The organism is Bergeyella cardium (genome assembly GCF_003614945.1).
Lineage (GTDB): Bacteria > Bacteroidota > Bacteroidia > Flavobacteriales > Weeksellaceae > Bergeyella_A > Bergeyella_A cardium.
The window spans coordinates 861944-875168 of record NZ_QYCZ01000001.1 but is presented as its reverse complement, the minus strand read 5'-3'; the positions used below and the strand labels follow the sequence as shown (position 1 = coordinate 875168).

General features: G+C 42.0%; 12 protein-coding genes. 5 read left to right on the top strand and 7 right to left on the bottom strand.

The genetic code is table 11. The features are described from left to right. Positions 1–11 precede the first annotated feature (11 nt). Entirely contained in the window at positions 12–1037 is a 1026-nt protein-coding gene (gene galE, locus D8991_RS03980) for a UDP-glucose 4-epimerase GalE (protein WP_120488887.1), read from the top strand. On the opposite strand, the gene metH is transcribed toward galE, so the two are convergent. Next, complete coding sequence (gene metH / locus D8991_RS03975; protein ID WP_120488886.1) at positions 1038–3713, bottom strand: methionine synthase; 2676 nt, start codon at positions 3711–3713, stop codon at positions 1038–1040. It lies immediately after the preceding gene. A gap of 108 nt (positions 3714–3821) precedes the next feature. Next, positions 3822–5513 (bottom strand): lysine--tRNA ligase, encoded by a 1692-nt coding sequence (gene lysS / locus D8991_RS03970; RefSeq protein WP_120488885.1) that lies wholly within the window; start codon positions 5511–5513, stop codon positions 3822–3824. A 603-nt stretch (positions 5514–6116) separates the two neighbouring features. Between lysS and D8991_RS03965 the strand changes: the two genes are divergently transcribed. Then, positions 6117–6770 carry a hypothetical protein gene (locus D8991_RS03965; RefSeq protein ID WP_160223596.1) on the top strand — a complete coding sequence of 218 codons (654 nt, stop codon included), beginning with the start codon at positions 6117–6119 and terminating at the stop codon, positions 6768–6770. Between the two features lie 33 nt (positions 6771–6803). On the opposite strand, the gene truA is transcribed toward D8991_RS03965, so the two are convergent. From truA to D8991_RS03945, 4 genes are all read right to left on the bottom strand, one after another. After that, a complete protein-coding gene (truA, locus tag D8991_RS03960) occupies positions 6804–7538 on the bottom strand; it encodes a tRNA pseudouridine(38-40) synthase TruA (RefSeq protein WP_120488883.1) in 735 nt (244 codons plus the stop codon). A 9-nt stretch (positions 7539–7547) separates the two neighbouring features. Next, positions 7548–8195, bottom strand: a complete 648-nt coding sequence (locus D8991_RS03955) for an HD domain-containing protein (protein WP_120488882.1) — start codon at positions 8193–8195, stop codon at positions 7548–7550. A gap of 9 nt (positions 8196–8204) precedes the next feature. Next, positions 8205–8831, bottom strand: coding sequence for a DUF4241 domain-containing protein (locus D8991_RS03950; RefSeq protein ID WP_120488881.1), 627 nt, complete (start codon positions 8829–8831; stop codon positions 8205–8207). Positions 8832–8935: 104 nt separating this feature from the next. Beyond that, positions 8936–9226, bottom strand: a complete 291-nt coding sequence (locus tag D8991_RS03945; RefSeq protein ID WP_120488880.1) for an HU family DNA-binding protein — start codon at positions 9224–9226, stop codon at positions 8936–8938. Positions 9227–9527: 301 nt separating this feature from the next. Here D8991_RS03945 and panD point away from each other — a divergent pair, with 301 nt between their 5' ends. Both panD and D8991_RS03935 read left to right on the top strand, forming a co-directional pair. After that, positions 9528–9875 carry an aspartate 1-decarboxylase gene (gene panD, locus D8991_RS03940; protein WP_120488879.1) on the top strand — a complete coding sequence of 116 codons (348 nt, stop codon included), beginning with the start codon at positions 9528–9530 and terminating at the stop codon, positions 9873–9875. A 19-nt stretch (positions 9876–9894) separates the two neighbouring features. Next, positions 9895–10902 (top strand): lysylphosphatidylglycerol synthase transmembrane domain-containing protein, encoded by a 1008-nt coding sequence (locus D8991_RS03935; RefSeq protein WP_120488878.1) that lies wholly within the window; start codon positions 9895–9897, stop codon positions 10900–10902. Between the two features lie 42 nt (positions 10903–10944). Here the strand turns inward: D8991_RS03935 and lnt are convergent, their stop codons facing one another. Next, positions 10945–12585 (bottom strand): apolipoprotein N-acyltransferase, encoded by a 1641-nt coding sequence (lnt, locus tag D8991_RS03930; RefSeq protein WP_120488877.1) that lies wholly within the window; start codon positions 12583–12585, stop codon positions 10945–10947. Positions 12586–12981: 396 nt separating this feature from the next. Here lnt and D8991_RS03925 point away from each other — a divergent pair, with 396 nt between their 5' ends. Further along, positions 12982–13212: a VanZ family protein gene (locus D8991_RS03925; RefSeq protein ID WP_317126825.1), complete on the top strand. Its 231-nt coding sequence runs from the start codon at positions 12982–12984 to the stop codon at positions 13210–13212. Positions 13213–13225: the final 13 nt, after the last annotated feature.

Genomic DNA, 13225 nt, shown 5'->3' with positions numbered 1-13225 from the left:
AAAAATAACTGATGAAAACAATTCTGGTAACAGGTGGGCTCGGGTATATAGGCTCTCATACGGTAGTAGAACTCCTAAATGGTGGTTTTGAGGTAGTCATCGTAGATGATATGTCAAATTCCGAAAAATTCATTCTCAACAATATAGAGGAAATCACAGGTAAAAAACCTTATTTCTACCCATTTGACCTAAAACGAAGAGAGTTACTCACTCAGGTATTTGATGCTCATCAAATCAATGGGTGTATCCATTTCGCTGCTTTCAAAGCTGTGGGTGAAAGCCAAGAAAAGCCCGTAGATTATTACGAAAACAACCTTTTTACGCTTATCAACCTCCTTCAAGAATTTAAGGAGAGGGGTATTTCTAACTTTATCTTTTCATCATCTTGCACCGTTTATGGGCAGGCAGATGAAATGCCAATAACCGAAACTACTCCACTAAAAGCTGCGGAAAGTGCCTATGGAAGAACCAAGCAAATGGGTGAAGAGATTTTAAGAGATTTTGCTACAGCACATAAGAAAAAGATTTCTCTGCTAAGGTATTTTAACCCAATTGGGGCGCATTCATCAGGGAAATTGGGCGAATTACCGATTGGCATACCAAACAACCTGGTGCCTTATGTAACTCAAACTGCAGCAGGCATAAGGGAGAAGCTTAGTATTTGGGGTGATGACTACCCTACCCCAGACGGTACAGCAATAAGGGATTATATTTATGTTTCAGATCTTGCCAAAGCGCATTTACAAGCATTAAAAAAACTTCTCTCCGAAGAAAAGGAAAGTCTGATAGACATCTACAATCTCGGAACAGGCAAAGGGTCTTCGGTGCTGGAAGTAGTAAAAGCATTCGAGAGGGCGAATAGCGTAGCAGTACCTTATCAGATTTGCGAGCGAAGAGCAGGAGATATTACGATAGCCTTTGCTAACGCCGAAAAAGCAGAAAAAGAACTCGGCTGGAAAGCAGAAACTACCTTAGAAGAAGCCCTGCGTACCACTTGGCAATGGCAAAAATATTTAGAAACAAGAAAGGGAGGTTAATTACCTCCCTATTAAATTAGGTCTAAGCCATTTTGTAGCAAAATCTAAATCCACTCCTTTTCTCTCGGCATAGTCGCGGAGTTGGTCATTCCCAATCTTGCCTACACCGAAGTATTTCGCATTGGGGTTACCTATATAATAGCCAGATACGGCAGCCGTAGGATACATCGCAAGACCAGCATCCATCAGCTCTATGCCTGTATTTTCTTTTACTTTGAGCAGTTCCCAGATGGTTGCCCGTTCCAAATGGTCTGGACAAGCGGGATAGCCTGGAGCTGGCCGTATACCCTTGTATTCTTCGTCTATCAGCTCATCATTGGTCAAATTTTCATCAGAGGCATAGCCCCAGTATTCCTTCCTCACTCTCCAGTGGAGATATTCTGCAAAAGCCTCTGCAAATCGGTCGGCTAAAGCTTTTGCCATAATGGTGGAATAATCATCATTTTTCTGCTTATAATAATCCACGAGCTCATCTGTGCCAATGCCTGCGGTAACAGCAAAAGCCCCGATATAGTCCTGCACCCCTGATTGTTCTGGAGCAATGAAGTCCGACAAGGCAAAATATTCCTTACCCTCAGATTTTTTAAGTTGCTGGCGAAGGGTTCTAAACACAAACTTTTCGCCATCTTTATCCACGATAATATCATCTCTATCGTTGGAATTTGCAGGGAAGAGCCCAAATACCGCCTTTGCTTTAAGGAGTTTTTCATCTAAAATTCGGTTGAGGATGATCTGTGCATCTGCCCAGAGTTCCCTCGCCTGCTCTCCGACTTTTTCATCATTTAATATATTGGGAAATCTGCCGTGTAAATCCCAGCTTCGGAAGAAAGGAGACCAGTCCACAAACGGAAGTAATTCCCTCAAATCCTGATCTTCTATCACCGTAATGCCGAGCTTTTTCGGTGGAATGATACGCTCGTTTTTCCAATCGATTGTAAATCTTTTCTGGCGAGCTTCTTCTATTGAGATATACTCTTTATCGGTTTGTCTTGCGAGGAATTTCTCTCTAAACTCGGTATACTCGGCTTTGAGCTCCTTTTTATAATCAGAAGATTTATCAGGGCTAAGGAGAGAATTGACGATATTCACCGTTCGGGAAGCATCTCCACCGTGTACTACGGTGTTTTTGTACTTCGGAGCGATTTTCACTGCGGTATGCGCCTTTGAAGTGGTAGCCCCTCCGATGAGAAGTGGGAAATCCAAATTCTGCCTGTCCAGCTCGGAAGCTACATATTCCATCTCATCAAGGCTTGGAGTGATGAGCCCGCTAAGCCCTATAATATCCACTTTCTCTTCTATTGCGGTTTGTATGATTTTCTCACAGGGAACCATTACGCCAAGGTCTATTATCTCGTAATTGTTGCAGGCAAGGACTACGCCCACAATGTTTTTTCCTATATCGTGCACATCTCCTTTCACGGTCGCCAGTAAAATTTTACCATTGCTCGGTTTGGTAGCATCTTTTTCAGCTTCGATGAAAGGTTCTAAGTAGGCAACAGCTCGTTTCATTACCCTTGCGGATTTCACAACTTGAGGGAGGAACATTTTACCACTCCCGAAAAGGTCTCCCACTACACTCATACCCGTCATCAGGTTGATTTCTATCACATCCAAAGGGCGAGTAGCTTCTTGCAATGCCGCAGCCATATCTTCTTCTATAAACCTATCAATCCCCTTTACGAGAGAATGAGTAATTCGCTCCTGGAGGGGCTGCTCACGCCAAGAGAGATCTTCTGTTTTTTCTTTTTTTACGAATTTCACCTTTTCGGAATAGTCCAAAAGGCGCTCGGTAGCGTCATCTCTTCGGTCGAGGATAACATCTTCTACGAGTTCTAAAAGTTCAGAGGGGATTTCATCATAGACCTCGAGCATTGTAGGATTTACGATGCCCATATTCATTCCTGCCTTTATTGCGTGGTAGAGAAATACGGAGTGCATCGCCTCTCGCACAGTATCATTCCCCCGAAATGAAAAGGAGACATTGGAAACCCCACCACTCACCGAAACGAAAGGGAGGTTTTCTCTAACCCAGCGAGTAGCCTCTATAAAATCAATGGCATTTCGCCTGTGCTCCTCCATACCCGTAGCCACAGGGAAGATATTCAAATCAAAAATGATGTCTTCTGGTGGGAAATCAACTTTATCCACCAAAATCCTGTACGAACGCTCAGCAATCTCTATCCTCCTCTGGTAATTATCCGCCTGACTTACCTCATCAAAAGCCATTACGATAACAGCAGCACCATATCTCTTAATGATTTTTGCCTGCTCTATGAACTCCGCTTCCCCATTCTTTAAACTAATGGAATTAACGACGGACTTCCCCTGCACAACCTGCAAACCTGCTTCTAAGATTTCCCAGCGCGAGGAGTCTATCATTATCGGTACTCTGGCGATGTCTGGCTCGGAGGCGATAAGGTTGAGGAACTTTATCATTGATTCTCTACCGTCCAAAAGCCCATCGTCCATATTTACATCGAGGATTTGTGCACCGCCCTCTACTTGATTTCTGGCAATGTCTAAGGCTTCTGCAAATTTACCTTCATTGATAAGTCTCAGAAACTTTTTAGAACCTGCAACATTGGTTCGCTCACCAACATTTACGAAATTGGATTCTGGAGTAATGACAAGTGGCTCGAGGCCCGAGAGTTTGAGATATTTCGTAGGAGTATTCATCTTATTGAATAAATTATGCGCACAAAACTAAGTTATTTTATCTTTAATTTCTTGCCTAGGATACTAATTGAAAAATAAAAGTGAGGCAGCTGATGTGCCCCACTTGGTTTATGCTAATCTTATGATAAGATGGTCATCTATTTTCTCAACCTTAATCAAGTTGTGTTTGCTAAGGTTTTTGGTTGCCTTATCCCATTTCTTACCTGAAAGCTGAGATTTATCTTTCACTTCTTGCAGAGGTTTTGCCTCATCGGAGAGGAGGGAGAGGATTGCCTTCTCGTCATCTCCGAGTTCTATAGATGGGGCTTGTTTCTCGGGTCTCATTTGAGGGAAGAAGAGTACTTCTTGGATGGATTGATTATCGGTAAGGAACATCATAAGCCTGTCCATCCCGATACCTAATCCCGAAGTTGGCGGCATACCGTACTCCAATGCGCGGAGGAAGTCCTGGTCTATGAACATCGCTTCATCGTCGCCCTTTTCGGAAAGCTTCATCTGCTCCTCAAATCTCTCGCGCTGATCTATCGGGTCATTGAGCTCGGAATAAGCATTCGCAATCTCCTTACCGCAAACCATCAGCTCAAACCTTTCGGTAAGCCCCTCCTTGCTCCTGTGCTTCTTGGTGAGTGGAGACATCTCAACGGGGTAATCGGTAATGAAGGTCGGCTGAATAAAATTGCCCTCACATTTTTCTCCAAAAATCTCGTCGATGAGCTTTCCTTTACCCATTGTTTCATCTACGGCAATACCGATGGACTGTGCAAAGGCTCTTAATTCTTCTTCAGTCTTGCCCGTGATATCGTAGCCCGTGAATTTAAGGATAGCATCGGTCATTGAAATCCTTTCATAGGGTGCTTTCCAATCTACTTCATACTCGCCAAACTTCGCTTTAGTACTACCATTTACAGCGATGGCGCAGTGTTCGAGGAGTCGCTCGGTGAAGTCCATCATCCAGTTATAATCCTTATACGCCACATAGATTTCCATTGCCGAAAACTCGGGGTTGTGGGTTCTGTCCATCCCTTCATTACGGAAGTTTTTCGCAAATTCATAAACGCCATCAAAGCCCCCTACGATAAGCCTTTTGAGGTAAAGCTCATTGGCAATTCTGAGATAAAGAGGGATGTCCAAAGCATTATGATGCGTGATGAATGGGCGCGCCGCAGCACCACCAGGAATGGATTGGAGGATTGGGGTCTCCACCTCGAGGTAACCAGCATCGTTGAAGAACTGGCGCATTGCGTTAAAGAGTTTTGTTCGCTTCACAAAAGTCTCTTTCACTTGCGGATTTACGATGAGGTCGGCATAGCGCTGTCGGTACCTGAGCTCAGGGTCGGTAAAGCCATCATAGACCTTGCCCTCAGCATCTACTTTCGGTAGTGGGAGCGGGCGAAGCGCCTTTGTGAGGAGGGTAAAGTTCTTCACCATAACCGTCATTTCCCCCACTTGGGTTTTAAACAATTCCCCCTCGATTCCGATGATATCCCCGATGTCCAAAAGGTGTTTATAAACCTCGTTGTAGAGGGTTTTGTCCTCCCCCACACAGATTTCGTCTCTATTAAAATAAACTTGAATCTTCCCCGTGCTGTCTTGAAGTTCGGCAAAGCTCGCCTTGCCCTGAATCCTTCGCGACATTAGCCTGCCCGCGATGTTAACTGGCTGCCCCTCCTTGAAGTTTTCCTTTATCGATTGTGTAGTATGCGTAAGTGGGTACTCATCTGCTGGGAAGGCATTAATCCCCATATCCGTAAGCCTCTGCAACTTCTCGCGACGAATAATTTCCTGTTCTGATAATGACATTGATTTAAATTTAGACGGCAAAGATAATATTTTTCACCGTAGCCGGTGAGGCACTTAGAAATAAGTTTCCTCCACACACCGTAGCCGGTGAGGTAGCCACGAGCCTGACGAGCGCTTCAATTAAAAATAAGAAACCCGAAAGATGGTTTTTATGATAAAAAGCCTCTCTTTTTTGTTCCGTAGCAGGTAGGGTTTCATCAGTTATCGGTTTGAAATAATTTTTGGGCAGAAACCTATTAAAATCAATAAGTAGAGAATGAAAAAAAAGTTGAAGGAGAAGTTCCTACACCTGTAGGAAGATAAATGCCTGCCACGCTGTGGCTCCTACACCCGTAGGAGGGTTTCCTACACCAGAAGGAAGAGTTCCTCCCGATGGAGGAAGAGTTCCGACATATTGTAAGGATATAAGTGCCTGCCACGCTGTGGCTCCGACACTTATCGGGGAAGCCCCTACATCTGTCGGGGATATATATCTAAGTATCTTATAGACTACGGTCTAAGTGCTCGCCACGCTCGTGGTTGCCTCACCGGCTACGGTGAAAAACATTATCTTTGTGCTTGATGAATGAAAAAAGAAAAATAAACCCTAATAAATATAAAAAGATGAATATAAAAACACCCCTATTAGTTATAGGTCTCGTAATGATTTCTTGCGCTTGTATAGACCATAAAAAACAAATGGGAAGTAATGAAGAGGCGAGCCTTCATCATCCGCACTTAGAGCGGGAAGATGAGCAAAAAGCAGATGACTTTACAGACTTCGTATTTGATTTCTTAGATGTATGCTTCTATGAGAATAATCTGAACCGACTGATTCGTGATAATGACCCCCGCCTGAAACCTTATATAGACCCGAAAATGGGCGTGAGGCGCTACTATGCACCAGGGGCGTTTGCTTATTTGGCAGGGGCCGATGAGCATTATGGCTTCCAGGACTATGATGATTTTAGCTTCCTCCCAGAGCCTTCTGGCGAAATTATCCTAACAAAACTTTCGGCTAAAATGAGCGTATGCGAGCTCGAGTTTAAAAACAACAGTGAAGTATTTTACGAAACACTCAAAAAACTGCCCGAAGCCGTAGTAAATGCCGATGTGGAAAACATCAAGACGAAGCCCGTTGTCCTCCCCTATCCTAAAGCCAAAATACGCGCCGTTTATGTGCCTGATAATTTTAACAATCCCGTAGGGCTGTATTTCGTTCTTACCCCCAAAGGATGGAAATTCGCCTTCATCAATGATGCCTTGTGCGAAGCCTAGAAGGTTGAGGAGTTTTAGCTAACAGACATTAGCCTAAAAGTGGGGATAGCCTACATCTACGAGGAAGAGCCCTTGCGGAGGAGCGGAGGAGCCTGCGGAGTTTCGGTTTTTGTTTTCTATGATGGCTCGGAGGTCGGTAGGGTGTAGCTTGCCAAGACCTACATCCACCATAGTACCCACAATAGCACGCACCATATTTCGGAGGAATCGGTTGGCAGAAATAGTGAACTTAAGCTGGTCGCCCACTACCTCCCACTCTGCTTTATAGAGGTTGCAGAGATTGGTTTTATTATCACCCCCGACCTTAGCAAAGCTACTGAAGTCCTCATACTCAAGAAGGATTTTGCAGGCTTCGTTCATCTTATCTACATCTAATTTTTTTTTTCTCAGTTGCCACGAAAAATCGGTATGAAAAGGGCTTTTCCCTTGATAAATATAGTACTCATAAGTGCGATAAATGGCACTGAAACGGGCGTGGAGCTCATCGGGAACAGAAAAAATGCGGTGGATGCTGATATCAGGAGGGAGGAAGGCATTGAGCCTCTCGCTAAGCTGAGGAGGAAGGTTTTTCTCGGTATCAAAATGAGCAAAAATCTTTTTGGCGTGTACGCCCGTATCGGTACGCCCAGCTCCTGTGGTCTTTATTTTCTCCCTTAGAATCGTGGAAAGAGCGGTCTCCAAAGCCTCCTGAACCGAGATCTGATTAGGCTGCACTTGGTAACCGAAATAGTTCTTACCATTGTATGAAAACTCTATGAAATATCTCATTGTGGGGATTTATTCGGTTAGATTCCACTCTTTATAAAACTGCTCCAAAAAGATAAGCATAAAATTATGCCTCTCCTCTGCCATTTGGTAGGCGGTGGGAGTATTCATCAAGTCCCTCAAGAGCAAAAGTTTTTCGTAGAAATGGTTAATGGTAGTGCCATTGGATTTTTTGTAGTCCTCCTTGCTGAGATTGATTCTGGGAGGGATTTCAGGGTGATACATCAGATTGTTTTTAAAACCTCCGAAATTGAATGTTCGCGCAATTCCCAAAGCACCGATAGCATCTAACCTGTCGGCATCTTGCACTATTTGAAGTTCAATATTTTTATGAGTTGGAGCTTCATTTCGGTTCTTGAAAGAGATATTTTTAATGATGAAAAGCACCTGCTCAATCTGCTGAGAATCTAAATTCTGAGTTTGGAGGAAATCATTTGCTATACGGAGGGCAAGGGTTTCATCACCATTATGGAATTTGGGGTCTGCTATATCGTGGAGGAGTGCTCCGAGCTGAATAATCAGTGAATCTCCCCCCTCTTTAAGGGCGATTTTCTGTGCGAGCTTCCAGACCCTCTCGGTATGGAACCAATCGTGCCCCGCTTCGGCATCTTTAAGCATTTCCTTTACAAACTGAATGGTATTTTGTATGATTTCCATCATCTAAACGCCTTATCCTGCTACCTCTATAAATTCTGTAATGATTTTCACTGGCTTAGACTCGGCATTAAACCCGATATAACTCGCATAAAAACCTTCTCCAAAGCCAGCTTCAAAAGCAAAAATATTCCCTGTATTAGATTCATCGGGATTTAAAAAGGCATATTGCTCGCCTCCAGAGAAATATTGATGAAAAAACTCTTCATAAATCCCCATAAATAAGTCGCCTTTCTTATTATAAATCTCCCGTTCTAAAAGATTTAATTTATCCTGAGTATCAACATCCATAAAACAGCCCATACCGCTCTGAACGGGATAGCCGAAGATTTCATTATCGTTTAAATCGGCTATATTTTGTCCATCGGTAGTAGCCATTTCCCAGTGAGTGACGGTCTCTTTACCGAAAATAATCTCCACATAAGCAATACAACCCGTTTCTCTCTCCTTATGAACGATAACAGTAAAATCTCCCTTTGGGAAAGAGACTTTGAAAGGCTTCATATCATTAGTAATTAAAGGGTCGCAAGCTACCAGCCTACCACTCACCAAACTGATTACTCCTGCCTCAAAAGACTCTATCATTGGATTTTCTACAAAATCTCTACTGAAAAGTTTACTGATATTCTCTATATGCTGCATAGCTATGGAAACAAAAACAGCGCGAAAGTATAAAAATAATCACAAATAAAAAGAAGCTATACACGAGGTTTAGCTTCTTTAAATGGATGAGAAAATAAAAACAATTATTTTTTCTTAACACCAGCTACAGCATTCACAAGTGTTGCTCCTGGTTTAAATCTCGCTACTTTCTTAGCAGCAATTTTAATTGGTTTCTTAGTGGCAGGGTTTATACCTGATCTTGCAGATCTCTCTGCCACAAAAAATGTCCCAAATCCGATAAGAGACACTCTGCCATCTTTCTTTGTAAGTGTAGTGGTTACATTAGAAAGAAAAGATTCCAAAGCTGCTTTTGCTGCTACTTTGGAAATCCCTGCATCCTTAGCCATAGCTTCAATTAACTCTGTTTTGTTCATAATTTAATTTATTTAAAAAGTTAAGATTCTTACGCTTTGATTTATTGGGTAACAAATATATAAAGTTTTTCTACACACGCAAGTAAACCTGTCAAAAATCATATAATCTGTACCTAATAAGGATATTAGCAATTGTAATACCATTTTATAAGATTAATGAATTTTTTTTGGCATTTTAATGCTTAATAATAGAGAGAGATGTAGTAGTTATCATTGATTAGCAATACACTATACTTCTTTCAAAGCATCTGAAATTATACGAAAATTTATCACATTAAAATTAATACTTACATTTGCCGCCATGTTTATTGAAGTATTTAAATCTAAAATCCATCGGGTAAGTGTTACAGAATCCGATCTTAATTATATAGGAAGTATCACAATTGATGAAGATCTGATGGATGCTGCTGGCTTAATTGTAGGTGAAAGAGTCTATATTGTAAATGTAAATAACGGTGAGCGCTTTGATACCTATGTAATAAAAGGCAAAAGAAAATCTGGAGAAGTCTGCCTAAATGGTCCTGCAGCAAGAAAGGTTCAGAAAGGAGATATCATTATTATTATTGCGTATGCACAGATGACTCCTGAGGAAGCAGAGGGCTTCCAACCGAAAATAGTTTTCCCAAATGAAAAGACCAACCTGCTCTAAGCAGTCAGCACGCTAATCTATGAGCCAGAATACTCAATCTTCTATTCTTAAAAATACACTTATCATTATTATTTCACTTTGCTTTGCTGCTGTATTTATGTGGCTGGCTTTGCGTGGGCTGGAGTTTAAAGCCATTAGAGAGAGTCTCTCGCAGGCGAATTACTGGTGGATATTCATTTCTGTAGTATTTGGGCTAATGGCATACTGGATAAGAGCCATCCGCTGGAATCTATTGCTCGAGCCTTTGGGATACAGCATTTCATCTGCAAATTCTTTATGGTCTCTGTCATTTGGATATTTAATGAACCTTACCATTCCCCGCAGTGGGGAGATTGCCCGCTCCACAGCACTTTACAGTGTAGAAAAAGTACCCGTAGATAAATCTTTTGGTACGATTGTATTAGAACGGGTTGTAGATTTAGTATGTATGCTCCTGTTTCTGGGGCTTAGTCTGGTCTTTAAAGCTGGTGCTATTTACAGTTTCTACGCTCAGTCGGGCATCAGTATCAACCCTGCACTTATTATAGGAATAGTTTTAATGGGTCTTATCGGGAGTATTCTATTTTTCATCTTAAAAGAAAGACTTAAAAAACTTAGGTTTATCGGTAAAATCATCGGCTTTATAGAGGGAATATTTGATGGACTTCTCTCCATATTCAGGCTCAAAAAAAAGGTGCTATTCATCATTGAGAGTCTTGGGATATGGTTATGCTATTATATGGCTACTTATATGGCGTGTTTTGCTTTGCCAGAGACTGCTGATTTTAGCATTACCGATGGATTCTTTATCGTAGTAGTGGGTACTCTGGGGATGATGATTCCTGCTTCGGGGGGGATAGGTGCTTATCACTTCGCATTGAAACTCGGTATATCGGCTCTTTTCCTCTCTATGGGTAGAGATGCAGATGAAGGTGCAAGAATTGGGCTGTCTTATGCCTTTCTTTCTCATTCTGTACAATTGGTTATAATGCTCGTAATGGGCATCATCTCTATACCAATGCTCACCAAAGCCAGAAAGAGAGCTTAACTGCCCTCTTTTCTTATTCCTAATATTATTATCACTTATTCATTACTTCTTCTTTTTCCTGTTCTGATACTTATCTAATAGCGTATAGAACACAAGAAAGCCAATACTGAATATCGCTATTCTGGAAATAAAATCTCCAGCACGAGTATAGAAAGTCTCTCCCTGATACAATTTAATAGCAGAATACAAAGCCGTTTTATCCCCATAGAAAGTACTTTCCTCAATTTCACCAAGGGCATTGATATGCGCAGATACACCAGAATTAGCCGCTCTTGCAATCTCTCTACGGGTTTCTATAGCTCTCAGCCTTGCATAGGAAAGGAGTTGCTTATACCCTTGTGTTTCGCCCCACCAAGAGTCATTGGTCAGTATTCCGAGGAAGTTAGCTCCGTTTTTCACATAATCCGTTACAAACTCTCCATAAATGCTCTCATAGCAGATAACAGGGGCTATTGCACCTTTATTATATGGGTTTCGGAAGACCTTTCGCTTTTCATCTGTTCCCAGAGAGGCTACAGTTCCTCCGAGATTCAGCATAGCATCGCCCAGCAGGGGTTTAAGGGTTTTCATATAAGGAAAAATCTCAACACCAGGCACCAGTTTAGCTTTGTGATAAGTCTGCACCTCTTCCTTTGGGATAATTTGAAGTGCAGTATTATAATTCTCCACCCAAACTTCGGGCTGAGCCTGTATTTGATAAGCAGAGGGTGGCAAATTTTCATTAGAAAAGAAGAATTGATGAGTAGATGCTCCGCTCACAAAAGCCGAATGTGAGTGAGTCTCCAAGAAGCCTTTAATCTCACCTATGAGCCTTGATTGATGAAACCCCTTCTCCGAAAGCGAGCCATAACCTGGCACTGCCGTCTCTGGTGCAAGGTAATAATCCACCTTAGCAGCATCCGCCGTATGGGCGAGTTCCATTATATCTTTTAGAATACTAAGGCTATCCTTCGTGTATTTCTCAGTATAAGGGTCAAGGGCGGGCTGTATCATCACTACCTTTACCTCACCAACGGGCTTTTCATCAAATGAATAATACTTGAATAAAGACACTACCACAGGCACACTTATCAGTACCCCCAAGATTGCAAGATGCTTTACGAGTGCCTTCCTGCTTCGCCCTGCTTCCCAAATCCTGAGGGCATAGAATACAAGGACATTTACCTTCAGTATCCATAAACTCCCCCCCGTAGCACCAACGGTATCGTACCACTGTATGAGTTTTGGATATTCCGAGAATACATTTCCCAAATTCAGCCAAGGCCAGCTAAGCTCCCAACTGAGGTGGAATTTCTCAAAACTCAGCCATATCGCTACAAAGAAAGCCAATCCCCAATAAGTCCCCTGCACCTTTTTATAAACAGAATACAGCTGAAATACGATGGCATAAAGCAGGGAATTAACCAAAACTGGAAAAGCCACCGCCTGCAAAGACTGTGAGCCATCAGGGTTCTTAGAACCATAGAGCCAACCTGTACTAATGATATTCCACACCACAAAACACAAGTATGAAAGCCCAAATACTGCCCAGCCTTTGTGCTTTATCTTACTAAATTTTATGATATCGTGCTCCAATACCAAAAGCGGAACAAGCGCTATAAAAATAAAAAACGGCACTCCATACACTGGCCACGAAACCGATAACAATAATGCCGATATTAAGGACAAAAAAATATACTTCATATAAACCCACCTGCGACAATTATACCACAAGATGCCTGCAAATGTAATAATAACCGCCCAAACACACCGTAGCCGGTGAAGCAGCCACAGCGTGGCGGGCACAGCCACCAGCTGACGGACTTAGCCACACCGTAGCCAGTGAGGCGCTTAAAAATAATTGCTCCCAAACTTTGCGTTTTTTTTATTAGTCCCTCTCTTTATTATGATACCTTTGCACAATGCTAATAAAAAAAACTTTACAAAACTCTTCTTCTACCCTATACCCTCCTGATACTCTACTTAATGTTTCTCGGATTTAGCAGAAAGCCAATGGATTTCCATATCGTGCGAGTTATACCCATTGTTTCCACTGGCTTATTTGTAAAAGAGTAGTTTCTCAACCATAATTATCTCAGTATAGCAATTAATCTCATTGGCAATATAGTAATGTTTATACCTTTCGGATTTCTCGGTTGGTGGTCCTCACGATATAATCAACTGCATAGATTAGTACTGGACTTTCTCACTGCAATATTCATAATAGAAGCCTGCCAATATTTCACTCGTCTCGGAATTTTTGATGTAGATGATATCCTCCTAAACTTCTTAGGCGTCTTAATAGGATTTAAAATAAAAGAAAAATTTTAAATAAGTACTTTTC